Raw genomic sequence first — 22,805 nt, forward strand, 5'->3', positions numbered from 1 at the left:
GATTAGCCGGGTAACGCCATCGCTACCCGGCCGGTGATGATTAATGTACGCCCTTCGCCTGCGTCACGATTTGATCGAGATTTTCCGGCATCGGTTCATACGGCAGCTCTTTGTCCGTCGGTTCGTCGACTTTCAGCGCTGCCAGCGCGGTCTTCACAGAATACAGCGCCAGCACCACGACCACCACCATAAAGAAGATGGTCAGCCCGGCATCCAGTCGGTTGTTAAAGACCAGTTGAGCCAGCTGCGATTCGGTGTACTGCGACGGGATATTGCCGCTGTCGATCATCGCCTGGAACCGGTTTGCGATAGCCAGAAAGCCGACTTTCACGTCCGGGCTAAAGGCTTTCTGCCAGCCTGCGGTCAGGGTACAAATCAGCAGCCACGCCGTTGGCAGCAACGCCACCCACGCGTAACGCTGGCGCTTCATCTTGAACAGCACCACCGCACAGAGCATCAGCGCCATACCCGCCAGCATCTGGTTGGCGATACCAAACAGCGGCCACAGGGTGTTGATGCCACCCAGCGGATCCACCACGCCCTGATGCAGGAAGTAACCCCATGCCAGCACACAGAGCGCCGTGGCCAGCAGGTTGGCAGGCAGTGAATCGGTGCGCTTAAGGTTAGGGCTGATCACTCCGAGCAGATCCTGCAGCATAAAGCGCGCTGCACGCGTACCGGCATCCACTGCAGTCAGAATAAACAGCGCTTCAAACAGGATGGCGAAGTGGTACCAGAACGAAACGTCCATCAGGCCGCCCAGCGAGCCGTGCAGGATGTAAGCCATCCCCACCGCCAGCGTCGGTGCGCCGCCCGCACGCGAGATAATAGACTGCTCACCGACCTCACTTGCGATCTGTCTCAGCGTATCCGGCGTAACGGTGAAGCCCCAGCTACTCACTACCTGCGCCGCAGAAGCCACCACGTCGGTGGTTCCGGCTGGTGCCAGTACCGCCATCGGGCTGTTCATCGCAAAATAGACACCCGGATCGATAATGCACGCCGCTACCAGCGCCATGATCGCCACGAAGGATTCCATCAGCATGCCGCCATAGCCAATCAGACAGGCCTGATCTTCATTCGCCAGCATTTTCGGCGTGGTACCTGAGGAGATCAGCGCGTGGAAACCAGAAACGGCACCACAGGCAATAGTAATAAACAGGAACGGGAACAGGTCACCCGTCCACACTGGCCCGGTGCCATCAACAAATTTAGTCAGTGATGGCATGGTCAGTGTCGGGCGCATAATCAATATACCGATCGCCAGCCCGACGATAGTCCCAATTTTCAGGAAAGTGGAGAGGTAATCGCGCGGCGCCAGCAGCAGCCACACTGGCAACACTGCCGCCACGAAGCCGTATCCCACCAGCATCCAGGTCAGCTGCACGCCGGTAAAGTCAAACCACGCAGACCAGGTCGGACTCTCAGCCACCCAGCCGCCGGAAATGATGGCGAACACCAGCAGCACGAGTCCGATCACGGACACTTCACCGATGCGGCCCGGACGCAGGTAGCGGATGTAGATCCCCATAAACAGCGCCAGCGGAATGGTAAAGGCGACGGTATAGGTTCCCCACGGGCTGTGGGTCAGCGCTTTCACCACGATCATCGCCAGCACCGCGAGGATGATCACCATGATCATAAAGGTCGCGATCAGCGCAATAACGCCCGCTGTCGGCCCCATCTCTTCTTTCACCAGTTCGCCGAGCGAACGCCCGTCGCGGCGGGTGGAGACAAACAGCACCATAAAATCCTGAACCGCACCGGCCAACACCACGCCCGCGAGGATCCAGATCATGCCCGGGAGATACCCCATCTGCGCGGCCAGCACCGGCCCGACCAGCGGCCCAGCCCCGGCAATCGCCGCAAAATGGTGTCCGAACAGCACTTTTTTATCGGTTGGCACATAATCCAGCCCGTCGTTATGGCGAACGGCAGGCGTCATGCGTGTTGGGTCAACCGCGAGGACATTTTTCGCGATATAGCGACCATAAAAGCGATAAGCGATCAGATAAAGGCAGACCGACGCGACGACGATCCACAGCGCATTTATCTGTTCACCACGGTTGAGGGCGATATAGCCCAGAGCAAAGGCTCCCACTACGGAAAGCACTGCCCAGATGAGGTATTTCCCTGAGTTATTCATTGTGTTGTTTCCATCAGCGCAGAAGTAAGTTGTTACATTTTGTATCTATAACACTCGACTGGAAATTAACAATCCAATAACCCAAGAAAGCAGACATATCACCGATTTTTTACATCACATTGTTAAGCCGATCACTTTCGGCTAAAACAACGCCCTCGCTGTCCGCGGTCACACTTTTGCCTTTTTCGTCCTGTGAGTGCCTTACGGATGATTTGTATCATTTTTTTTGATGGAGACCTCGCCAGAATGACCCTGCGCGATGGCGCGCATACAAGGAAAAGGATATGAACAGTTCAGTACCTCAGGACGATAAGGTCGGGCCGGGCGCATACTTCGCGCTGGCGTTTGCAGCCGTTTTCTTCTCTGGCCTGTTGGGTGGAAAAGAATGGTACGGCGTCTTTGATTTCACCACCCTCAACGGTGCATTTGGCAAAGTGGTCGGCAACGCCAGCCTGGACAATGGCACCTTAACGACCACGACCAGCGCCTTTCGCGGCACTGGCGGTAGCGGCGCGATGGACGGTTTCCTCTTCGCGCTCGGGCTCATTCCGGCAGTGATGTTTGCACTCGGTATGATCAACATTCTGGAGCACTACGGTGCGCTGCGTGCGGCCCGAAAGCTCTTAACGCCGCTGCTGCGCCCGCTACTGGGCATTCCCGGTACCACCGGGCTGGCGCTAATTGGCAGTCTGCAAAGCACCGATGTTGGCGCATCACTCACCCGAAACCTGTCCGATGAAGGGCAGATAAGCGAAAAAGAGAAAGACGTCTTCGCCATGTTCCAGTTTTCCGCTGGGGCGATGATCACTAACTTTTTCTCTTCCGGCGCGATCCTCTTTACGCTGGTCGCCGTTGACGGCACTGCGGCGGTTCCAACCTCCATTGGTGCCTGTATCGCGGTGATGTTCATCATGAAGATTGTCGGCGCGAATCTGCTGCGCCTGATGTTGACATTCACCAGCAAAGAAACCCCAGTGTCACAACCGGTAAAAGGAGACACCGTATGAGTGCCCCACAATCCAACCCTGTAATAACCGATGTATTTGTCGAAGGCGCACGTAAAGGCTGGAGCATTGCCACCAGCAGTACCCTGCCCAACGTGGTGATGGCGTTTATCATCATCAAAGCACTGGAAATTACCGGAGCACTGAAAGGGCTGGGTATGATCTTCGCCCCGCTAATGGGGCTCTTTGGTCTGCCGGGTGAAGCGGCAGGCGGGCTNTTTGATAAAGGCATACTCACCGGCGAACATCTGGCGATCCTCGCTCCGGCCATCTATCTGATGGGCTCGCAGGTGCAGTATCTGGGGCGCATTCTGGGCGTGATCGGCACCCGCGCCAAACGTATTCCGCTCATGATCGTCATCTCGGTCGTCAACGCTTTTTTAGCCATGCTGCTGATGCGCATTATTCTCTGAACAGGACATCATCATGAATCTGGATCATTACATTGAAGAGCTGAAAACTCTGGTCAACGTAGATTGTGGTACCGGGACTATCGAAGGCGTTGCGACCGTGGCGGGCGTCATGCAACAACTCTGGCAACGTGAAGGCTGGCACACCGAACAGGTTAATCTGGGCGACAAGGTTGGTCCGGGCGTGTTTGTCAGCAACAAACCGCATGCGGAACAGTTTGACGTATTACTGGTCGGCCATCTTGATACCGTATTTTCCCCTGGCACTGTGGCCGAACGCCCGCTGAGCGAGGACGACACGCGACTGTATGGTCCTGGCGTATCAGATATGAAAAGCGGACTGCTGAATATTCTCTGGGCGATGCGAGATCTGAACGCTTCTGACAAAGACCGCCTGGCAATAGCAGTGGCGATGAACCCGGATGAGGAGACCGGCTCGGTATATTCCCACGAATGGATAGGCGCGCTGGCAAAACGCGCCCGCTGCGTGCTGGTGTGCGAAGCCGCCCGCGCCGACGGTTCGCTGGTAAAAGCACGCAAAGGGATGGCGGGTTATCACCTTACCTTTAGCGGCGTGGCGGCCCACGCGGGGAACGATCCGGAGAAAGGCCGCTCGGCGATAACTGCGCTGGCCAATGGCATTATCGCCATTAATGCGCTGGCCGACTGGGATCGTGGCACCACACTCAACATCGGAGTGATTCAGGGCGGCAGTGCGGCGAACGTAGTGGCCGATAAAGCCGTTGCGGAACTCGACGTGCGCTTTTGGGAAAACGATGAGTACAACCGGGTGAATCAGGCGCTGGAAGCGTTATGCGGAAAAGGCTTCTCAGAGGACGTAACCACTTCGCTTACGCGCGTCAACCACAAACCGGCGATGGCTGCCAGCGATGCCACCCAGGCATTGATGCAGCAGGTTGAAGCCGCAGGAAAAGCGGAAGATATCGCCATTACCTGGCAAGCGGTTGGTGGCGGCAGCGGACAGCCCGGCAGAATGGCTGGATAAGGCGTCGATTGAGCCGCGAATTCGGTTGTTGAAGCGGGTTATCTCGATGTTGTAAACGCCGGGTGGCGGCTTTGCCTTACCCGGCCTACACCTCACAGCCAGGCCCGGTAAGCGAAGCGCCACCGGGCAATCGTGCACGGTTCAACCCAACACCATCGTACTCAACCGGCAGGTACAGCATCGCCGCCCCTGTTCGTCAAACACCACAATCTCCCAGCTCTGGTTGCGCCGCCCGAGGTATAACGGCTGGCATACGCCGCGCACTTTGCCTTGTGAAACGGGTCGATGATGGGTGGCGTTGAGTTCAGTGCCAACCACGCATTCTCCGTCGCGGGTCATCAGGAACCCGGCCATCGACCCCAGCGTTTCCGCCAGTGCCGCCGACGCCCCGCCATGCAGCAGGCCAAACGGCTGNNCGTGCGCGCATCCACCGGCATGTCGGCTTCCAGAAAGTCGTCGCCGAGACGGGTATAGTGAATGCCAAGATGCGCCACCATCGTGTTCTGGCTGGTGGCGTTCAGTTCTTCAAGCGTTAAATGGCGTTTCCAGATCATCTACGCCCCCAGCGTTGAGCCGCCGTCCACCACGATATCCTGCAGCGTGATGTGGCTGGCGTGGTCGGAGGCGAGAAACAGAATAGTGCTGGCAATCTCCTGCGGGCGGGCGATTTTCCCCAGCGGGATGCCCAGTTTGAACTGGTCGCCAAAACCGCGAATGCGCTGCTGTTCCGCGTCATCGCTTCGCCACAACGTCCGCTGCATGTCGGTGTCGGTCGAGCCGGGCGAGACGAGATTGCAGCGCACGCCGCTGGCGGCCAGCTCCAGCCCGACGGTCAGCGCCAGGCTTTTCAACGCCGCTTTCGACGCGCCATAAGCGCTCATGCCGAGGCGCGGCGTGTGGGCCGCATCCGATGTGACGGTAACAATGGCCCCGCCCTGTTGACGGCGAAACTGTGCCATCGTCTGCTGGAACAGGTTAAACGCGCCGCCAGTGTTGACCGCAAAAGTCTGCTGCCAGTCCGCCACGCTCAGCGCATCGGTCGCGCCCATACGCAAAATACCCGCCGCGTTGACCAGCACGTCCAGACGCGGCTGGTGGTCAAGACGTCCAGACGCGGCTGTTGCTCAAGCACACGACGGCACACAAGGGCCACCTGCTGCGCATCCGCCACGTCCAGCACTTCAACGGCAAACGGATAATGGTCACCGTCAAAGGCCAGATCGAAGCCGGTTACGTCCGCTCCGGCCTCAACAAAGGCCAGCGCGGTGGCGTAGCCGATACCTTTTCCCGCGCCGGTGACCCACACGGTTTTGCCGTGAAAATCAAACCCGGCCATTACTTCACCTCGCGGGAGAGTAGCGTCCACCAGGCATCAATCGTCGGGTGCTTCGCCAGCATCACAAAATCGATATCGCCGTAGACTTTACGCCAGCGCGCCGCCAGCGCCATCATGCGCACCGAATCCAGCCCATAGTCGATCAGGTTTTCGTCATCCTGCGGTTCANNGGTCATCACCACGCGCCCGGAACGCCCGGCAACGTAGTTAAGCGACATCAGATGCTCTTCGCGGCTGAAATCCGCCAGTGCGTCAGCGACGAAGAACGGTTTGATGTCGCGCATAAAGGCGTCTGTCGCCGTCGTCATGCAGCCGATGTGGGCGTAAACACCAGTGATGATCAGCTGGTTGCGTCCGGTCTCTTTCAGCATCTGTTCCAGTGGAGAGCGGTGAAATGCGCTGTAGCGCCATTTCACCAGCACGTTATCGGCCTCGTCCGGCGCCAGGGCGGCGATGATTTGCTGCTGCTCAGGGGAACGGGTCAGCCCCGGCCCCCACATGTCGTTCAGTAGCGCGCGATCGTCATCGCTCTGGGTTTTCGGCTGCGCGGTGTAATAAACCGGAATATGGTTCTGTTTGCAGTACTGGCGCAGCGCGGCAATGTTGGCGACCACGGTTTCCATCATCGGGCTGTTGTCGCCCCAGAAATTGAGGAAATACTCCTGCATATCGTGGATCAGCAGCGCCGCGCGCTCAGGCTCAAACGCCCAGTCGACTTTATTCGTCGGGATATCCTGGGCACCAGGCAGGGCATAGGCCTGCAGTTTAGGAATTGCCATTCTCTTGTCTCCTTCAGGCCAGGGTGCGATCCGCCAGCCACTGACGCAGTTTTTTCTTATCCACTTTGCCGACCGGCGTCAGCGGCAGGGCGGCCNCGCGTCCACGCATTCCACGCGGTCCGGCAGCTTAAATTCCGCCACGCCCTGTTCGCGCAAAAAACGCCGCACGGCCACCGCGCGCAGCGGTACCTTCACCACCAGGTACGCGCAACTTTTTTCACCCAGCAGGCTGTCTTCCATGCTGACCAGCGCCGCATGGATCACCGATTCGTGGCGCAGCAGCAGGTTTTCAATCTCCTCTGCCGCGATCTTTTCACCACCACGATTGATCTGATCTTTTTCGCGCCCCTGAACGGTGATGTACCCGGCGTCGTCAATGGAAATCAGATCGCCAGAGCAGTAAAAACCGTTGTCATCAAACGCCTGCGCGTTATGCTCCGGGCTGCGGAAATAGCCACGGAAGGTGTACGGACCGCGGGTCATCAGGCGCCCCACCTCCCCGTTCGGCATCGGGTTGCCGTTTTCATCCGCCACCCACACTTCATCGTCCGGACTCATCGGGCAGCCCTGGGTGTTGAGAATGCGTTCCGGCGAATCGTCGAGGCGGGTGTAGTTCACCAGCCCTTCCGCCATGCCGAATACCTGTTGCAGCTGGCAGCCGATCTNNAGAGCGTGGCGCTTGGATCGTTCGCCAGTACCACGCAGCCCTCAGCCAGAAATACGCCGAGCGCGCCGGGGGAGCTCATCGGGTAGTTATGCGCCGCCGGCAGCGCGCAGAGGTAACGCGTCTGCGCATCAAACTGGCAGATCTCATTGCTGCGGCGGATGCTGTAGTAATAGTCGTTATGCGTCCGCGGGATCAGCTTCGCGGAAAGCTGGAAAAACGCCACTTCGTCGGCAGGCGTTGGCGTTGCGATAAAACCCGCTGCCGGTTGCGCGATCGCCGCCTCCAGCGCGTGATCGCCGCTGTCGTGACGCAGCAGCACCAGCCGCAATGAGCGGTGTTCACCCACAAAGGCATTGAGAAACGCGTCATCGGCAAACAGCGGGTGATCCCGATCGGCAATCAGCACCGCCGGTTCAATCTGCTGTGCGTAAGCGTTGAGTTCGCTGCGCTGATGGCTGAACAGCGCATTCACTGGCGCGACGCCGAGGCGCAATAGCGCAAACAGCGTGATGTAAAACTCCGCGACGTTGCCCAACTGAACCAGCGCGGTTTCGCCACGCTTCAGCCCCTGCCGTTGCAGGTGGGCCGCCAGATTGTCCGCGGCCTGATTTAACTGGCGATAGCTGACACGGCGCTCGCCGTCGATTACTGCTGTCGCATCGCTGTCGGCGTGGCGGGTCAGAATGTCAGTCAGCGGCAGATCCAGCCAGTAACCTTTTTGCCGGTAACGGGCNAGGGAATGCTCATGGTCGCTCCTTAATGCAGTCCAAAAACGTTCAGCATGGTAGAGAGCTTCACGCCCGTTTCGCGCCATTCGGAAAGCGGTGACGAGGCGGGCACAATCCCGGCCCCGGCAAACAGACGTACCTGATTTTCACGCACGCGGGCGCAGCGGATCGTCACCACCCACTCGCCGTTACCTTCATCGTCACACCAGCCGACGATGCCGCCGAACAGGTCACGTTCGAACGGCTCCAGCTCGGCAATCAGGCGTTTGGCCGCCTGATGCGGAAAACCGCTCAGCGCCGGAGTCGGATGCAACAGGCAGGCCAGCGACAGCGCATTTTCACCCTCGCGCGCCACGCCTTCGATGGGCGTTGCCAGATGCCACAGCGTCGGCGTGGTCACCAGTTGCGGAGAATCCGGCAGTGCCAGCATCGTGCTGCGCGGCGCCAGCACGGCTTTCATCGCCTGGGTCACCAGCTCGTGCTCGTGGCGATCTTTCTCCGACGCCAGCAGCTTGTTGCCCGCTTCGCGATCCAGCATGTCGTCCGGCTGACGGCGCGCCGATCCGGCCAACGGCAGGCGAGAGCCGTCGCCACGGCTTCCGCACCATCGGCGGCGATGTCGGCAAACGGATTTGCCCGGCTTAGCAAAATGGCTTTCAATGCCGTCAGCAGTTGGTCTTGCTTGTCAGGATCAACCTCAATATCAGCTTCGGCCAGAACTGAAATCATCTCGCTCTGTACGTCGCGGATTGCTGACTGCTCGTTATTAAGGTGTTCGGCCTCAACAATAGTACCGAGTTCACCCGTCACCGGATTACCGTCATGAAACAGGTTATCCGGCGTATCCACTAATGGCATGAGATTCTGCATTTAAACGTTCTCCTGGTATGCAAAATAGCAAAATGTGTGAGCAGGCTTGAGGTCTTCAAAAACCTCCTCAATTACCGGGTCACCAAATGAAGTAAGCCTGTCCCCTGCGGATGAACTCCCTGAGCGGAACCGGTAGACCATCGTCCCTGAGTTCTGGATGTTAACCAGCCATACCCAGATAATGTCCGGAATCCATAAACGATCACCGGCGCGGTTTACACCTGCGCGAAATGGTTGCGGCTCTTCAATAGTGATGGTGTAACCCAGATTGCTGGCCAGTCGGGTAAAGTAAGGAATGCTCAGCCCTCCGATTTCGGCAAGCTTCGCCAGAACACGCTGCTGGCGCTGCAGGTAGGTCGCACCGGTCGATGGTGTCAGTGCGAGCACTCGCTCCCAGTCAGCGAGCAGGTTCTGTGCCAGAAACGGAGTGACGCCCCCCTCAACCAACGAGGCCGACGCTTCGACATCGTCCAGTGCATTTGCCTCAGCCTGCAGAGAGGCTTTCAGAACAGGCTGACCGGGGCTGTAACTGACTTTAGGCAATAGCAGATTCAGGATCGTAAAATTGCTCATAGCAGCGTCACCTCAACGTTTCCGAGGCGAAGCCACTCTACCTGCGTGGCGTCAACGACTGGCTGGATGTTTGCAGCAGGTTGCAGCATATCGTAGTCAGTGATGCCTGGTATCAGTGAAACGAGCGTGCCAGCCTGACTACGAATAAAGGAGTCACCAGGCTCTCGTCTGATATCGTCATCCTGTAGTGCGCTGATAATCGCTGTTGTGGCATCCGCTAACGTGATCCCGTCGAGAGCCACGGCGACCCGGACATCAAAGTTCTGGATGACAGGCATAAAAACCATCGAGTTTTTTGCCGTGACCGGACGAACGTCATCAATATGCGCCTGTGTGCGATCAACCACGTCCTGTGACGGGAGGGCTCCTGCCGAGGTGATTATGACGTCAACGGTTCCCAGCCCGCGTCTCAGGGGATAGACGTAAGCAGCAGAAACGCCAGCAACTTCCAGAGCCCAGCGCTTATAGTCATACTTGTTTCCACCTGCAGGAGGGCGTCGAATAATCTCAAGCAGACGGGCCAGCAGCTCAGCATCGCTTTCTTCGTCAGTGCCTCCCGCCATCACCCCGACGCTTACCGAACTGTCAAAGCCGTCAGGTGTTGTGGTCAGCGTGGCCGTTGTTACGGCTGAAGTATTGCCCGACGTACCTGTCAGAGATGAAACAGCGCGGGCTGTGCCGGTTCCGTCAGCACCGATAGTGACATCTTCGGTGGTCGTCCATGACACGTTATCGCGCTTAAAGACAAGCCCGGCGACGTTTGAGCTTCCCGGTTCACCGGTAAAAGCTGCTGTACCCGATGCGCTGTTGGCCGGTTTCTTGGTCAGTCCACGGGTACGGGCGTGCAGGTACAGATATTCTGCATCAGCGGTGTCCGGGAATATCTGGCGAACAATCCAGCCCTGATGCTGGTACAGCCCTTCGGCCACACTGGCGACGGAAGAAGCACGAACATACCAGTCACTGTCCGGCCCCAGTTTGTCGTCGGTAAGTTGCAACAGGTTTTTAATATCCCGCAACAAATCGTCCCGGATTTGCGCGGCTACGGGGGTAATGAATGGCATCAGCTGACCTTAACCGGATATTTCCAGGTCTGTGGCGTTTTACCAGCAGACGTAACCGTGATAAGCAGCAGCAACCAGCCAGGCTGATAACGCTCTGCCGTAACTTCTATGGACTGTGCTCGGCCATCGTCAATGATGGGTTGCAACGCCTGCTCGGAATACTGAATAGCCAGAAGGCGCACACGCGAAACGTCCTTCTCACGCTGCAGGGTATGCAGTAACGACCCCAGTGACGGGTCGGCCCACCACGAGCCGAGCGGGGTCATCAGACGCAGATAGACTGCGTTGGCAAGGGTATCGGTACTTTCCCCGGTGTAATCGCCGGTGGCTGGGTCTATGAGCATTTCCATGTCGCCATGGTAGCGACACGGAAATATATGATTCAGGTGAAGGGGTTCAGTGGGTTATCCATATTCGGAAGAATATAACGTTACCACAAATTACATCTGCTGGTTAGGTACATCCGTAATCCCGGCATCACCGCCATGATTGTGGTCGTGGTCGTCGTAAATTTCACGCACTTTATTTAGCGTTGAATTACCGTCAGCGACTTCGTTGGTGCCTTTTAATAAGGGTGTTTCAAAATTGGCTTTATCTGATGCTGTGACATCATAACTTACCGTATTTACCTGGTATTTATTTTTGGCGTTCACAATATAGTCATCACAATTTACTTCTATGATTTTACCGCGCTTTAAAACAATATAACTACCCTCATCGGTATAGATAGCGACTTCACCAGACTTAAGATTTTTCATCCTGTATGATGCGTGCTCAGTCGCAATGACGATGCTGTGGCTGGTCTTCCCGTTGACCGGAACCACGATGGCCATCGTGCCTTTTAGTGGGTTAGACGTGAAACCATAGTGCTGGAATAGTTCCACATCCTGCAGGCTTTCACCTGCCAGCCCTTTACCCTGAATAGTCTGGACACCACCCGTACTGTTAACACGGATTAATCCCCCCCTGAACGCCTTTCTTATGCGGTTTAACGCGCTGTTAATACGCGAATCAATTCGGTTCCACATCGACAATCTCCAGCTTTTTATTAACTTTCGCGCGGGCCTTGCGGGTCTTGCGTTTCTTCGGATACGCATCCGGTATCCAGATCCCGTCTTCTTTCAGACGAAGCGTGGTTATGGTGTTATCAGGACGCCCACCGGAGAACTCGCGTCCCATCAGAAAGTAAATGTCATCAATACCGTGGGGCTCGCTGCGTACCCGGATACGCTGCCCCGGAGTCCAGAGTTTACCGCTCTGCATCCGGTGACCTTTCACGATAGCCGTCAGTTCATAGCCTGCCAGGCGGGCATCTGCCATGGCCTTTTTGGCCCGGTAATCGACCTGTTCCTGGTTATCAGCGTCACCCACCACCATAATCTGAGGCCGGTAATACGGAACCGTTGTGTCCCGAACGACAGTGCGCAAGGCGTTAAACCCGTTTTCAGGGGAGCCTGCTGAGACGACAAAGTCTTCATCACCGTTATCCCCATCAGCTGCATCGCTTTCAACATCGACAACCTCCAGCACCGTACCGGATTTTTTCCCCTGCGCATGCCCCTGCGCGAGTATTGTCAGCTCCGAAAACGTACCGTTAATTGATGACCGGTCACTGAGATCGAGAACATTATTCCCGCGACCGTCACGGTTAAGTACCAGCGTGGCGACGGGGTCTTGTGTATAGTCAGGCCCGCCAATAACCAGCGTCCCGTCTGGCTCAAACCACGGCCATAATCCCCGCGCTGCTGCGGCACGTTCAAGCGTATCCCATGCCCGTTCGCCGGGTTCCACGCTGACCTTGTCACTGCGCAGCGAGGACTCCGCGCTGATGCGGATATTTTTAATCCCCAGTGGCCGGACGACTCTGGCGATCACCTCTTCGAGGCTGAGCATACGGGACGTAAATACCGGCGACGCACAGTCAACAAGCGTGGCCGCGCCGTCGCGCCCTGTCAGTGCCAGTGACACCTGCTGGCGGGATACCCTGCGCTGAACAGTATCAACGCGACCGGTCATCACCACATCATCGCCGACGCGAACCAGAACGGGAACGCCACGGGCAATTGCTTTCGGGAAAACACCATCAGGCAGGCCGAGCGTAACGCTCCACGCGTCGGATGGAATGAGGAAGTCAGAGTCAATCTGGTACCGGCTCCATGAGCCATGGATTTTCCCGTCTATAACCAGAGTGACTTTGTCCTGATCGCTTTTATCTTGAGTAGGCATTGATGACATCACCTGCTTTCAGGTCATTGGGATTACGTAACGTCGGATTCAGGCGAAGCAGCTCTGCGGCGCGGCTATAGTCGCCATACCACAAATGGGCCAGCAGATGCAGGTTAGTTTCCGAACCGACTGTGCGGGTGGTCAGGGGTGGTCGCTGGGTGATAACCGTTGTTGCCTGTTCCTGAATGGCCAGCGCGATATCCTTCAGATTACTGACCACGGGTTGCCAGGTCACACCGCTGGCAGAACTGCTCTCACTGACACTGCTGGTCGCATCAGAAAATGCGGCGCGGGTCTGGTCGATGGCTGCCTGGATTGCCGTTCTGGTATCACCGGCAATCTGTTCAATATCATCAGGTGACAGCAGATCAATCGCGCTGGCGTCACTGAGAATGTCCGAGGCATCGAGTGCCAGTTGCAACGCAACCTGAGTCTTCACTGCTGTTACCAGCTCAGTGATATCGCTGACTGTTGCTCCTGCAGCCATGGCCACCGGCGCAGTTTCCTGGCCAGAGACCAGCCGTTCCGGCAGAGTGGTCACATCCAGTAGTTGGGTGTGGCCGGTTTTTCAGTNTTGCGCTCTGTATATAACTGCCCGGATTATTGCTGACTGACGACTTTGACGTCAGTGATGTCAGGCTCAGCGCATTCTGCAGGTCATTCATGTACGCTGCCGGATAGTTGATAAAATCCGTGGTCGTGCTGACGAAGTCAGTCAAATCACCTTTAAGCACTGTGACCATGTTCAGCGATGTGGATGCGAGCGCTTTGACGCGGCGCATCATCTTCTTCGCCGTTCTCAACGGGGCCAGCAGATTATCAATAGCCGTCTGTGCCTTATCCAGTGCAGACTGCACCTGATTAAAAATGACGTCAGCCTGCGCCAGTGGGAAGTTGCTGCTGAAAAACGGTACTTCCGGTTTAGCCTGCAGGAAGACCACCTCAACAACGCAGTAGTCCACGTTCTCCGCTTCATGCGTGGCGCTGTACTCGATGCACTGCATATAAGGCATGGAGCCAAACACCGGGTGGATGAACTCACCGCTGCCGCGTTTATCCAGTGCCGCAATAAACGACTGCAGGCGGGAGTCGTAGTCATCCCCCCAGAACAGCGCGGTAATGCGCAAGTTACGGGGCTTACGGCCAAGGTCATCAATGTCACCGCCATCAACGAACGGGTATTCATACGTGGCAATATCGCGGCTGGCGCTGTCACGGGTATTGATAACGTCAATCCGCACCCCACGAAAGGACGCATCCTGCAGGGAATCTTCCCAGCTCACTGTGGGCCTCCTGTTGAACCGCGATTGAATTGCTCACCGTTGTACTCATTGACTGCCGACGCGATTTCACGTCCGTCCAGCGTCAGCTTTGTGGTGATATTGATGGGCTGGGGCTGTTCCTTCTGGGGTAGCAGGTAGGACGGCACACCCGTTGTCGCCGGGTTAAGCGGCGTGGCTCCGTTCTGGCCAATCGTGGTCGGCGGGCTCCACCATGATTTGATGGTATCCGGCAGGTCAGTGTCAAAAAGCGGCTTTTTATTTTTCTCCGCTTCCTGTCTTTTTTTCCAGGCATATTCACCGGGACTCATTCCGGCATCCTGAGCCGCCTGCTCGTTTTCATTAAATTTTTCATTTACATCATACGCGGCATAAGCAGCAGCGAGCGGGCCACCAATACGGCCGCCATAGCGAAATAAATTTTTAAGTAACCCACCGGCTTTTGAGCCACCTCCCGGCAGGGAAATACCACCGCCCGGTTTTCCACCCGGCAATTTAATACCGCCACCCGTGAGGAAATTAATTCCGGCGAAGGCAACCGCTGCCGCCGTCATGGCTTTAATGGCCGTAGTTGCGCCTGAAATAGCTGTGGTTAATTCCGGATATTCTTTTGCATAATCCGTTAGCTTTGTTGCCAAATCTCCATATAAGTCAGCAACCGGCTTCATGGAGTCCTGCTCAGCAAACATTTTTTCTGACTCAAGCTGTTGTGATTTGAAATCATTTGTTGAGGAAATTACTTCAAATGATGCGGCACCAGCACCAGTTGAATTTTTCGTTCCTTCTTTTTGCTCAGCAATATAATCCCTTTTCATAATACTGGTTTTGAGCGCCGTACTTGCCTGCTGGTCTGCAATAATTTTTGATGTAATAGAGGACACAACAATATCAAGTGCTGCCAGAATATCTTTTTCTCTGTCAGTACCTTTATATTTTTCTGCCTCAGCGCGTAATCGCTGAACGCGCTTATCACTGGATACAATGCCAGATACCGCATTAGTGAAAGCATCCGACGTGTTTACCCCCCTGAGTCGCTGGTCAGCCATGTAGTCAGCGTAGGGAAGTACTTTTCCGTCCTGAGTACGAAACCGTTTATTCTTGAGCGCATTCTGTGTGTCCGCACTAGTATATTTATCCAGAAGATTATTCACGTTCGTAGACGCTGCGCTATTATCACCTGCTGTTTCCGCATTCGCCTGCAGCATGGCCAGAATAACATCCAGATCATCAAGCCCAGACATACCAACTGACTTTGCTTTGGTCATGGTGAGTGGCAGTGACTCTGCCATATCAGCCAGTTCATATTTACCGTTCTCACCTGAACGGATGGCCTTATCGTATACCGCTGGCAAATCTTCCAGGCTGATACCAAAGTTTTTGTACGCCGCGATACCAATCTTGGCGAGTTGTTGTGGATTCGCGCCCGACGCGGTTGAATAGCGAGTGATATCCGGCAGTAAAGCCATCGCTGTTTTTTCATCCAGCCCACCGGCAAAAAGGTCTGACAGGGTATTTTGCGCTGACTCAGGAGTTCCACCGCCATAGCGAACGGCCCCCCGGATGGCATCATTAATTCCTGGTATTTTTTTAATACGTTCCTGTGGTGCCAGATTGTTATAGGCCGTGTTCGCGATCTCCGCATTACGACGGTCAAACGCCATCTGACGTTGAACAGGATCTTTGATTACCATCGCCGCTGCAGTAACCCCTCCGGCTACTGCACCAACCGTAGTCGCAGCACCTTTCAGACCCTGTAATCGGGTCATAACATTACTGACACCTTTGAGTTCGGTTCTCAGGGTTCTGACCTGTTCCGACATGGCACGAAATGCCCTGGATTGTTCCCGCGCAGACATGAGGCCAGAGCGGGTCAGACGATTGTATGATGCGATAGTTTGTCGGATCTCGCGCTGGATTTCCCTTTCAGAACGTATCCCCAGCGTGGAGCGTGCAGAGCTGGCACGGCGGTATTCATCCTGCAGGCTGCGTGATGCGCGAATACCGGTGGTGGTGTTCTGCTGTTGTGATCTTGCCAGTTCATCACCGGCTTTCTGGTTAGCCTTCGTCTGAGCCAGAATCCCCTGCATGGCCTGCCGCAGGGCTTTTGATGCACCGTCTTTTGCCACAAGGGACAGCGCGAGTTGAAGATTGCGTGCCATGTATTATCTCCCTTTATTTTTTTTGCGGCGTTGTGACTTCACGGTACGGGTTGTGCGGGTGGAAGTTCTCCCGGTGCCTTTAGCACCATGCAACCGGGAGAGGGCGTCGATGTGCCCGTCCAGTTCCGGACGGGTCATCGCTTCTATTTGCCGTTCTGTGATGCCGTATCGCCCGAGGGCGAGGACAACAGTTCGGTATCCGGCGAGTCGCTCTTCGAAGGCATCCGCTTTTTTTTAACGGCTTCAATCTGCGCATCGATGATGTCGAAGTCTTCATCATTCAGCGCATCCAGCAGCAGTTCCGGCGTGATGTCTTCTTTTGCCAGGCTCCCCAGCGACGTAAGCACCAGCGCCATGACAGTCACCTTGTAGTACATATTGGCCGCCGCACCTTCCGTGGTGCCGCAGGCTTCATGCGTCAGGCGCAGTGCGTCAATCGTGTCCCTGATAACCGGGAGCCGGACACTGAAATCACGGTGGATCACATCGCCTGACTGGACACCGTAAAGGAGTTCATGCTTTTCCATTATTCCTCCACGCGTCGCAGCGAGTTCATGGTGATATCACGCTTCGCTTCGTTATCAACGGTGTATGTAGCCCCGACCTGCGTCGTGAAGCAGTCCAGGTACGAGACACGCTTACCGGTGCTGTTCAGCGGGTACTGCGTGATTTTAGCGCCTTCGATTGCGAGCCAGTTCAGGTCTCCGGATTCCGGGATAACCACGGAAATGGTCAGCTGGATTTCCTCGATACCACGGGAAAAGCCTTTCGCTCGCCCGGTACGGTTCATGGTCTTCACCAATTTACGGCCAGTGGTGGCGTCCTCCTTCAGGTCTGTCACCTCAATCTCCTGACCGTCCACCTCCATGACGATCGCGCCGACGTATTCTTCAAGTGCCATAGTGCATCACTCCTTTACAGCAACAGGTCGATACGACCCGCGAAGACATGCAGCCCGTTCACGACATCCGCCGGAATGCGGGCGTTCAACTGGTTGCTGTCCTGCGAATCACGTTCAACGATGAGCGCGGATTTGTTGGCTTCCACTTCTTCAACAATCTCCAGCTCTTCCAGCTTGATGAGGACATCAAGCAGCTCGCTCTGCACCTTCGGTGGTGTGCGTGAGCTCAGTTTGTCGCGCGGGAAACGCAACGAGATACGCTCACGACATGCCTTGCGAACGTAATCCAGCGTACGGATGGTGGTGATATCCAGCAGGGAGACATCATCAACACCTTCCGCATTTTTGGTGTACGTGCTGATGGCGCGGACGATCTGAACTGTGTCGCCGGGGCCAATCTCAAACGGTGTCAGTCCGTTATAGAGCGCGTTTTCCTGTTCTGTCCGGCCGGGACGCGATTCAAGCGCCGTCACATCCAGTGTGCTCATCGCCAGTGTGTTGAGCGGGCGGGCAGGGTCTTCTTCGCTCGCAATGACAGCAGCGTAGGCGGCTGCAATCTGCGCCGGAGATTTGACCGAACCGTTATGCCAGCCAATCGTAATGCGTCCACTGTTGAGCGAGGCCGCAAGCGTGGTACCGGTCGAGAGCGATTTTGGCCAGCCTGCCACACCAATTGCACCGCGCTGTTCCAGCGGGCCACTGACCTTGTCAAGATGGGTGCGCAGTACCGTCAGCGCGTCCTGCGTGGAGAACGGACTCACAACGATGTCATGCCCTGCAGCAAATGCAGCAGCCAGCGCCGGTGCAATATCCGGATCAACATTACCACCCGCCATAGCGACGACCGCGACCGTAGAACCGGAAGCGCTGACCGTCGCACTGACAGTGATATCGTTGGCGACTGTCCCTTTATGGCGGGAAGTCAGCGTCACAACACCATCAGCAGCAACGGCTGTAACCGGAAGGGCCGGATTCTGGGTGATAACTTCAACCAGACTGGCGGCGATCTCCGTAGCGGTATCATCGGCAGAGATCCCCACATCAAGACGCGTACCGCCAATACTGACACTGAGCGTACCGTTTGAGGTGGCTGGCCCGGTAACCGTAATCTTTCCTGTCGCGGCGGTCGCGGTGGCGGCATCAGCCACGCCAATCATTTGCAACTGCAGGTACGAATTAGCCCCGATGGCCGCAGTGGCCATCTGATGGCCCACTGAACCACGACCAAAGTATGTCGCCGCCTGTTCATCGGAAAAGATATCGACAATGGAGAGAGCTTCCGCCAGACCGGTCGACAGCATCTGAACTACCATCAGAACATTCTGGACGTTCCCCGGCAGCGTACGCACGGCCAGACGGGTATTAAATTCAAAATACTTACCTGGCTTGCGAACGGAACCAATCTCATAGAGTTCAACGTTAGGACTGGACACTGTTCACCTCCTGAATCTTGTCCGCTGTTCTGGTGTCCGTGTTTTTCGCGCCAGCCTTTACCGTCGCAGCACTGACATCAATCAGATCGCCAGCCATAATCTGGCGGCGGTAATAGGCGGTGTCCTCCACCTCAACAACGTCACCGGTGATATAACGGCGCGGGTTGTCTTCACGCGGTACCTTCACCCCCGGTACCGCTTTAACTTTCATCTTGCTCATGGTTGATAATGTCCTCTGCAACCCCCGGCGTATCCGGGCTTTTCAGGTCATAGGTCAGGCGGGTGCGCAACCATTCAGGATCATCCGGACTGGTTTCACCCTGGTAAGGTGTAAAGAGACTGTCTTCATGGTCAGCCGGTGCGTCCTGCAACGGATACTTCCCGTTCTCCAGCGTGGACTCGATCCACTTCGTATCAAACTCACACGCAAAGACAGAGAACGCCTGCTTTTCAAGCTGGGTATTGAACAGCGTGCGGACGCGTCCTGGCATCAGCGCGTCAATCTTCAACCCCGCATCCGCCATGTCCTGCCCGGACAACAGGCGACGAACGGCAGAAACCAGACGGTATGTTCCCACCTCACTGAGGGTTGCTCCTCCGGTTCGGGAGGACGCTTCACTGCGCACGCTGCGGTCGCCCACCATCACAACAAATCGCCCGTGGGTGACGTGTTTGTTTCTGGCTGTACTGAGGCGTTCCGTCTTCTGGATACCACCGAACGTCACCCAGACCCCCGGCAACTGGCGCAGTACTTCGGCTGGCTCACCATCCATTTCACCGCCGTAGCTTTCTACGTTGCGGGCCAGTCGTCCCAGCCCGCGACGCAGACGATCAACAATCGCCAGTTCAATATCCGTAATCAGCATCAGAAGCTCCCTCCGTCAGTCTGGTCTCGTCCGAAGACGCGACCGCCTGAAACAATGCGGGCTCCGGAGCCACTACGAACCACCTCCCCGGCAGTGTTGCGTCCCAGCGTGACTTTCCCGGATGCAACCTTTTCCAGAAAACGGATGGTGTCCTCGTAGCGTGCGCGGATTTCCTCCGTCATCTGAGTATCAGCACCGCAGAGCAGATAACGCGCGATGTTGCAGCACTTACCCACCAGAACGCGCGGCTCGTCAGGCCATGGCACCGGATACCGGCCGCAAAGATAACCATCGATTTCAGCACTGGCCTGAGTAAGGGCACCCTCCAGTACCACATCATCGATCTCCCCGTTGAAGTCCCGGTCGGTGAGCGAGATACACTCCCGCTCACCGAATGCCTTCACCATGTCATCGCGGACGGCATACATGTATTAGCCCTTTTTCTTACCGGAAGTATCTTCCTCCACCGGCTGAGTGGAGCCCTTACTATCACTGGTGGCAGCGGTCAGCTTCGCCTGCAGCTCGTCGCGCTCTGCAGTCAGTGCCGTTATTTCAGCATCCTGCTCGTCGATACGGCGCTTCTGCTCATCACGCAGATCCATCAGCATGTTGTTGGTGCTCTTCAGCTCGTCAGCATCCTTGCCAAGTTGCGTAATCCCGGCTTCCAGCTCGGCGATGCGGGCACCGGCTTTCACCAGTGCTTCGTCGTTTTCTGATCCCTGCGTACTGTCCGTACGCAGAACAATCAGGTTCGGGTCATTTTCCAGGATGGCCAGCTCGGCGTCCGTAAAACGGTCGTCGTCATACGTGGTGGTTTTCGCGCTGTGCGCGATGCCAAGACGGCGGAAACCGTCCCGACGTGCAGTTATCTGAACTGGCATTATGCAGCCTCCCCGGTTGAGCCATACGCCATCTGCCAGAAGCCGTACCCACCGTTGGCGCGGGCTTCTGCACCAAACAGGAACTTCTTACGTTTGAAGACGTTTTCGGCGTTATAGTCCGTCTGCTCAACGAACTCCGGCTTTTTACGCAGCTGATAAATCAGCGGTTTAACCGGCTTGGTGGTATCCAGCAGGAACCAGGCGGTATCCGATTTGAGCTCCGGAACAACCAGCACTTCCGCAGTTCCCTTGTACGGGTTTGGCGTGTTGTCCGGGAAGCGATCTGCCGTCATGAGATAGTTGGCGTCATCTTCCAGCGCTGGCGGTACAACCAGAATGCTGGGGCGGATTTTCAGGGAGGCACCTTCGTCATCTTTCAGGCTGCGCATGGCCGTCCTGGCTGCACCATAGCTGGCTTTGGCGTTAGCGTAGCTGGTGACGTCAAGCTTCTTCGTCCCTTTGTTAGAGACCGATGCACCTTTTACCAGGTGGTCGGTATCAAAGAACGGCTGGCCGTCATAACAAAGGTTGGTGAAGCCGTCACTCAGCAGACCAAATACAATGTCTGCAGGAAGCTCAGCAGCAGACTGACCCGCACCTTTTGCCTGCAGGGCGTAGCCCATAATCTGATCGTCTTCGATGTCATTACGATCAACTTCGATGGTGGCTTCCCAGTCCTTGTTGCGGATGGTGTAGTTGAAGGCGGCCAGTGCCTTAATAACCTTGTCACCAATCCATTCGCGCATTTTCGGAAAGCGGCTCAGCCAGCTGTAGTCGTTCTCTTTCCCGGTGGACGGAACAACCATCGCGACTTTTTCCCAGTCAGACGGCGTCTGCTCAAACGCCTTCTGGAAAGTGGCTTTCAGGTTTACAAAAACCTGACGCACATTTTTAACGTTAATTAACACGGCTGTTTCTCCTTATTAAATCAGCACCCAGACGCCTTCGGCATCCACACCCAGAACCGTCCCGGCAACCGGACGGGCATCAGCATTGCTGGTTTTGGCAACCGTCGCGCTGTCTTCGACATAACAGGGTTTACCCACGAGCGCCTGAGTTACCGGGTCAGTGGAACTGTTGGCCAGACACCAGGCTTTACCACGGCGAACCAGCACACTGTTTTCACCGTCAGCACCGGTGGTGTTATCCACCCAGCCATCACACACACCGAGAGTGGTATTAGCGGCCGTGGCACTACCCGGAACGGCGTACCCGGTCGCATTCGCGGCCACAATGTGCCCGCCGAAAAGTTCTGTCGCGGCCGCAACGGGCACCGCAAACAGCTCACCGTCTTTAAAAGGGGTATTGCGATCCATTGGATGGCTCCTTTACTTGATGTATTTCGCCACGTCTTCCGGGTCTGTCCCCATCATGGAGCAGATAGCCGGATCAATGGCTTCGTCATCGTCTTCAGTCGGACGCTCAGGCGCACCTTTCGGCGGCTGCCCCTGTGTCTGACTGGTGGTCAGCGCGGCAATCTTCGGCGCTTTCCCGATGTAGGTTTTCAGGCTTTCCGGGTCAGACTTCGCCAGCGATTTCGCCCAGTCTTCCTGTGCCGGAAGCAGGCGACCGTCGCCGAGTGCAACCGTAATCAGGGTTTCAGCTTCCTGTGTTGCCAGTGCCGCCTGATTACCGGATGCCGCTTTTTCAACGGCCTGCTGTACGGCAGCGTTCATCACATCCACGGCCACCCATTTGGCCGGGTCAGGATTGTCAACACGTGCGGTCAGGTCAGCGATACTCTGCGCATTCTGGTTCAGGACATCCAGCAGGCTGACAGCCGCTGCCGCAGTACCTTCACCTTTCGAAAGCAGCCCGATAATTTTTTGCAGCTCCGCCAGAATCTCTTCCTTCGTTGACGCGGTGGGGAGATTCAGCATCCAGCGCAGATTGCTCAGGAGCTCGTTGAGAAATTCTTCATCCATTTCTGCAATACCCTCTGTGGTTAAGTGAGCGTCCATCAGGGAGGCGGCAGCGAGTAACACTTCCTCCATCCCGTCAAGCGCCGGTGTGTTAGTCAGGGCAGCATTGACTATCTGCAGTACCTGACCGGTGGTGTCGTAGGAAAACACGGGGGAAATAAAACGGTACTCTCCGGCTGCAACCATGGCGGCCGCAGTGGCTGTCCACTCCACATCGATGGCGAACAGTCCTTCACCTNAAGAAGGCTGCAGCCGGAGCCGGAAGGCCGTTCTTTGCTGCCCGCAGGGTCTGGTGTTCATAGTCCAGGACGTAGGGAGTTTCACGGGCATCTGCAGCAGCAATCAGGCGCTCTGCAATTTCCCGCGTCATAACCCATGCTGCACACTCAGCCGGTCGACCATCACGGGCACGGAACTCACCAGCCGGAAAAAGCTGGATGACACCGGATGTGGTGCTGTCAATCTGCTGTGCCAGAGAGGCGATAAGAGTCTTTTTCATGGGGCCGAGAATACGGCACCAGGACAACGGGATTCAGATGAAGGGGTTCAGTGGA

Annotated in this window: 22 protein-coding genes and 6 pseudogenes; 3 read left to right on the forward strand and 25 right to left on the reverse strand. The window is 56.3% G+C overall.

The window, feature by feature from the left end; all coding sequences use genetic code 11:
- Positions 1-40: 40 nt before the first annotated feature.
- Positions 41-2,146 (reverse strand): pyruvate/proton symporter CstA, encoded by a 2,106-nt coding sequence (cstA, locus tag GM30_RS15765; RefSeq protein WP_049849386.1) that lies wholly within the window; start codon positions 2,144-2,146, stop codon positions 41-43.
- A gap of 284 nt (positions 2,147-2,430) precedes the next feature.
- Here cstA and GM30_RS15770 point away from each other — a divergent pair, with 284 nt between their 5' ends.
- The 3 genes and pseudogenes from GM30_RS15770 to GM30_RS15780 all read left to right on the forward strand — a co-directional run bounded on the left by GM30_RS15770 (position 2,431) and on the right by GM30_RS15780 (position 4,621).
- Positions 2,431-3,153 (forward strand): nucleoside recognition domain-containing protein, encoded by a 723-nt coding sequence (locus GM30_RS15770; RefSeq protein ID WP_049849387.1) that lies wholly within the window; start codon positions 2,431-2,433, stop codon positions 3,151-3,153.
- Positions 3,150-3,563 (forward strand): YjiG family protein, encoded by a 414-nt coding sequence (locus GM30_RS15775; protein WP_049849388.1) that lies wholly within the window; start codon positions 3,150-3,152, stop codon positions 3,561-3,563. The genes GM30_RS15770 and GM30_RS15775 overlap by 4 nt, the downstream gene beginning before the upstream one ends.
- Before the next feature lie 13 nt (positions 3,564-3,576).
- Positions 3,577-4,621, forward strand: a pseudogene (locus GM30_RS15780) (M20 family metallopeptidase).
- Positions 4,622-4,707: 86 nt separating this feature from the next.
- Here GM30_RS15780 and entH read toward each other — a convergent pair.
- The 24 genes and pseudogenes from entH to GM30_RS15895 all read right to left on the reverse strand — a co-directional run bounded on the left by entH (position 4,708) and on the right by GM30_RS15895 (position 22,750).
- Positions 4,708-5,120, reverse strand: a pseudogene (entH, locus tag GM30_RS15785) (proofreading thioesterase EntH).
- Positions 5,121-5,902 (reverse strand): annotated as a pseudogene (gene entA / locus GM30_RS15790) (2,3-dihydro-2,3-dihydroxybenzoate dehydrogenase EntA). It abuts the pseudogene before it with no gap.
- The gene (locus GM30_RS15795; RefSeq protein ID WP_049849389.1) at positions 5,902-6,681 is read right to left on the reverse strand and encodes an isochorismatase; all 780 of its coding nucleotides are present in this window, start codon (positions 6,679-6,681) and stop codon (positions 5,902-5,904) included. Before GM30_RS15795 ends, entA begins: the two are co-directional and overlap by 1 nt.
- A 13-nt stretch (positions 6,682-6,694) precedes the next feature.
- Positions 6,695-8,162, reverse strand: a pseudogene (locus GM30_RS15800) (AMP-binding protein).
- Positions 8,105-8,659, reverse strand: a pseudogene (locus tag GM30_RS15805) (chorismate-binding protein); the annotation flags it as partial. The pseudogenes GM30_RS15800 and GM30_RS15805, both read right to left, overlap by 58 nt.
- Positions 8,545-8,946 carry a hypothetical protein gene (locus GM30_RS27355; RefSeq protein ID WP_238582658.1) on the reverse strand — a complete coding sequence of 134 codons (402 nt, stop codon included), beginning with the start codon at positions 8,944-8,946 and terminating at the stop codon, positions 8,545-8,547. The gene GM30_RS27355 and the pseudogene GM30_RS15805, both read right to left, overlap by 115 nt.
- On the reverse strand, positions 8,947-9,519 hold the full coding sequence (locus GM30_RS15815) for a YmfQ family protein (RefSeq protein WP_049849390.1): 573 nt from the start codon (positions 9,517-9,519) through the stop codon (positions 8,947-8,949).
- The gene (locus tag GM30_RS15820; protein WP_049849391.1) at positions 9,516-10,583 is read right to left on the reverse strand and encodes a baseplate J/gp47 family protein; all 1,068 of its coding nucleotides are present in this window, start codon (positions 10,581-10,583) and stop codon (positions 9,516-9,518) included. Before GM30_RS15820 ends, GM30_RS15815 begins: the two co-directional genes overlap by 4 nt.
- Positions 10,583-10,933: a phage GP46 family protein gene (locus GM30_RS15825; RefSeq protein WP_049849392.1), complete on the reverse strand. Its 351-nt coding sequence runs from the start codon at positions 10,931-10,933 to the stop codon at positions 10,583-10,585. The genes GM30_RS15820 and GM30_RS15825 overlap by 1 nt, the downstream gene beginning before the upstream one ends.
- A 90-nt stretch (positions 10,934-11,023) precedes the next feature.
- A complete protein-coding gene (locus GM30_RS15830) occupies positions 11,024-11,611 on the reverse strand; it encodes a phage baseplate assembly protein V (protein WP_049849393.1) in 588 nt (195 codons plus the stop codon).
- Positions 11,595-12,809 (reverse strand): phage baseplate assembly protein, encoded by a 1,215-nt coding sequence (locus GM30_RS15835; protein WP_049849394.1) that lies wholly within the window; start codon positions 12,807-12,809, stop codon positions 11,595-11,597. The genes GM30_RS15830 and GM30_RS15835 overlap by 17 nt, the downstream gene beginning before the upstream one ends.
- Positions 12,793-13,302: a hypothetical protein gene (locus GM30_RS27360; protein WP_238582665.1), complete on the reverse strand. Its 510-nt coding sequence runs from the start codon at positions 13,300-13,302 to the stop codon at positions 12,793-12,795. The genes GM30_RS15835 and GM30_RS27360 overlap by 17 nt, the downstream gene beginning before the upstream one ends.
- Positions 13,262-14,092, reverse strand: coding sequence for a DNA circularization protein (locus GM30_RS27365; protein ID WP_238582659.1), 831 nt, complete (start codon positions 14,090-14,092; stop codon positions 13,262-13,264). The genes GM30_RS27360 and GM30_RS27365 overlap by 41 nt, the downstream gene beginning before the upstream one ends.
- Positions 14,089-16,248: a phage tail tape measure protein gene (locus tag GM30_RS15845; RefSeq protein ID WP_049849395.1), complete on the reverse strand. Its 2,160-nt coding sequence runs from the start codon at positions 16,246-16,248 to the stop codon at positions 14,089-14,091. Before GM30_RS15845 ends, GM30_RS27365 begins: the two co-directional genes overlap by 4 nt.
- Before the next feature lie 143 nt (positions 16,249-16,391).
- Complete coding sequence (locus tag GM30_RS15850; protein WP_049849396.1) at positions 16,392-16,775, reverse strand: hypothetical protein; 384 nt, start codon at positions 16,773-16,775, stop codon at positions 16,392-16,394.
- Entirely contained in the window at positions 16,775-17,149 is a 375-nt protein-coding gene (locus GM30_RS15855) for a hypothetical protein (protein WP_049849397.1), read from the reverse strand. Before GM30_RS15855 ends, GM30_RS15850 begins: the two co-directional genes overlap by 1 nt.
- Before the next feature lie 14 nt (positions 17,150-17,163).
- The gene (locus GM30_RS15860; RefSeq protein ID WP_049849398.1) at positions 17,164-18,582 is read right to left on the reverse strand and encodes a phage tail sheath C-terminal domain-containing protein; all 1,419 of its coding nucleotides are present in this window, start codon (positions 18,580-18,582) and stop codon (positions 17,164-17,166) included.
- Positions 18,569-18,802, reverse strand: coding sequence for a DUF2635 domain-containing protein (locus tag GM30_RS15865; protein ID WP_049849399.1), 234 nt, complete (start codon positions 18,800-18,802; stop codon positions 18,569-18,571). Before GM30_RS15865 ends, GM30_RS15860 begins: the two co-directional genes overlap by 14 nt.
- Positions 18,783-19,448, reverse strand: coding sequence for a DUF1834 family protein (locus tag GM30_RS15870; RefSeq protein ID WP_049849400.1), 666 nt, complete (start codon positions 19,446-19,448; stop codon positions 18,783-18,785). Before GM30_RS15870 ends, GM30_RS15865 begins: the two co-directional genes overlap by 20 nt.
- The gene (locus tag GM30_RS15875) at positions 19,448-19,876 is read right to left on the reverse strand and encodes a gp436 family protein (RefSeq protein ID WP_049849401.1); all 429 of its coding nucleotides are present in this window, start codon (positions 19,874-19,876) and stop codon (positions 19,448-19,450) included. The genes GM30_RS15870 and GM30_RS15875 overlap by 1 nt, the downstream gene beginning before the upstream one ends.
- 3 nt (positions 19,877-19,879) lie before the next feature.
- The gene (locus GM30_RS15880; protein ID WP_049849402.1) at positions 19,880-20,329 is read right to left on the reverse strand and encodes an HI1506-related protein; all 450 of its coding nucleotides are present in this window, start codon (positions 20,327-20,329) and stop codon (positions 19,880-19,882) included.
- Complete coding sequence (locus GM30_RS15885) at positions 20,329-21,237, reverse strand: Mu-like prophage major head subunit gpT family protein (RefSeq protein WP_049849403.1); 909 nt, start codon at positions 21,235-21,237, stop codon at positions 20,329-20,331. Before GM30_RS15885 ends, GM30_RS15880 begins: the two co-directional genes overlap by 1 nt.
- Positions 21,238-21,252: 15 nt before the next feature.
- Positions 21,253-21,645: a sialidase family protein gene (locus GM30_RS15890; RefSeq protein ID WP_049849404.1), complete on the reverse strand. Its 393-nt coding sequence runs from the start codon at positions 21,643-21,645 to the stop codon at positions 21,253-21,255.
- A gap of 12 nt (positions 21,646-21,657) precedes the next feature.
- Positions 21,658-22,750 (reverse strand): annotated as a pseudogene (locus tag GM30_RS15895) (phage protease).
- Between the last annotated feature and the right edge of the window lie 55 nt (positions 22,751-22,805).

This window comes from Trabulsiella odontotermitis, assembly GCF_001188485.1.
Lineage (GTDB): Bacteria > Pseudomonadota > Gammaproteobacteria > Enterobacterales > Enterobacteriaceae > Trabulsiella > Trabulsiella odontotermitis_A.

What these genes read in the sequence shown, in the direction of transcription:
- GM30_RS15770 (WP_049849387.1), top strand. Translation starts at nt 2,431, where the DNA reads ATGAACAGTTCAGTACCTCAGGACGATAAGGTCGGGCCGGGCGCATAC.
- GM30_RS15855 (WP_049849397.1), bottom strand. Translation starts at nt 17,149, where the DNA reads ATGGCACTTGAAGAATACGTCGGCGCGATCGTCATGGAGGTGGACGGT.
- GM30_RS15845 (WP_049849395.1), bottom strand. Translation starts at nt 16,248, where the DNA reads ATGGCACGCAATCTTCAACTCGCGCTGTCCCTTGTGGCAAAAGACGGT.
- GM30_RS15880 (WP_049849402.1), bottom strand. Translation starts at nt 20,329, where the DNA reads ATGCCAGTTCAGATAACTGCACGTCGGGACGGTTTCCGCCGTCTTGGC.
- GM30_RS15890 (WP_049849404.1), bottom strand. Translation starts at nt 21,645, where the DNA reads ATGGATCGCAATACCCCTTTTAAAGACGGTGAGCTGTTTGCGGTGCCC.
- GM30_RS15865 (WP_049849399.1), bottom strand. Translation starts at nt 18,802, where the DNA reads ATGAGCAAGATGAAAGTTAAAGCGGTACCGGGGGTGAAGGTACCGCGT.
- GM30_RS15830 (WP_049849393.1), bottom strand. Translation starts at nt 11,611, where the DNA reads ATGTGGAACCGAATTGATTCGCGTATTAACAGCGCGTTAAACCGCATA.
- GM30_RS15875 (WP_049849401.1), bottom strand. Translation starts at nt 19,876, where the DNA reads ATGTATGCCGTCCGCGATGACATGGTGAAGGCATTCGGTGAGCGGGAG.
- cstA (WP_049849386.1), bottom strand. Translation starts at nt 2,146, where the DNA reads ATGAATAACTCAGGGAAATACCTCATCTGGGCAGTGCTTTCCGTAGTG.
- GM30_RS27355 (WP_238582658.1), bottom strand. Translation starts at nt 8,946, where the DNA reads ATGCAGAATCTCATGCCATTAGTGGATACGCCGGATAACCTGTTTCAT.
- GM30_RS15815 (WP_049849390.1), bottom strand. Translation starts at nt 9,519, where the DNA reads ATGAGCAATTTTACGATCCTGAATCTGCTATTGCCTAAAGTCAGTTAC.
- GM30_RS15825 (WP_049849392.1), bottom strand. Translation starts at nt 10,933, where the DNA reads ATGGAAATGCTCATAGACCCAGCCACCGGCGATTACACCGGGGAAAGT.
- GM30_RS15835 (WP_049849394.1), bottom strand. Translation starts at nt 12,809, where the DNA reads ATGCCTACTCAAGATAAAAGCGATCAGGACAAAGTCACTCTGGTTATA.
- GM30_RS15820 (WP_049849391.1), bottom strand. Translation starts at nt 10,583, where the DNA reads ATGCCATTCATTACCCCCGTAGCCGCGCAAATCCGGGACGATTTGTTG.
- GM30_RS15850 (WP_049849396.1), bottom strand. Translation starts at nt 16,775, where the DNA reads ATGGAAAAGCATGAACTCCTTTACGGTGTCCAGTCAGGCGATGTGATC.
- GM30_RS15870 (WP_049849400.1), bottom strand. Translation starts at nt 19,448, where the DNA reads ATGCTGATTACGGATATTGAACTGGCGATTGTTGATCGTCTGCGTCGC.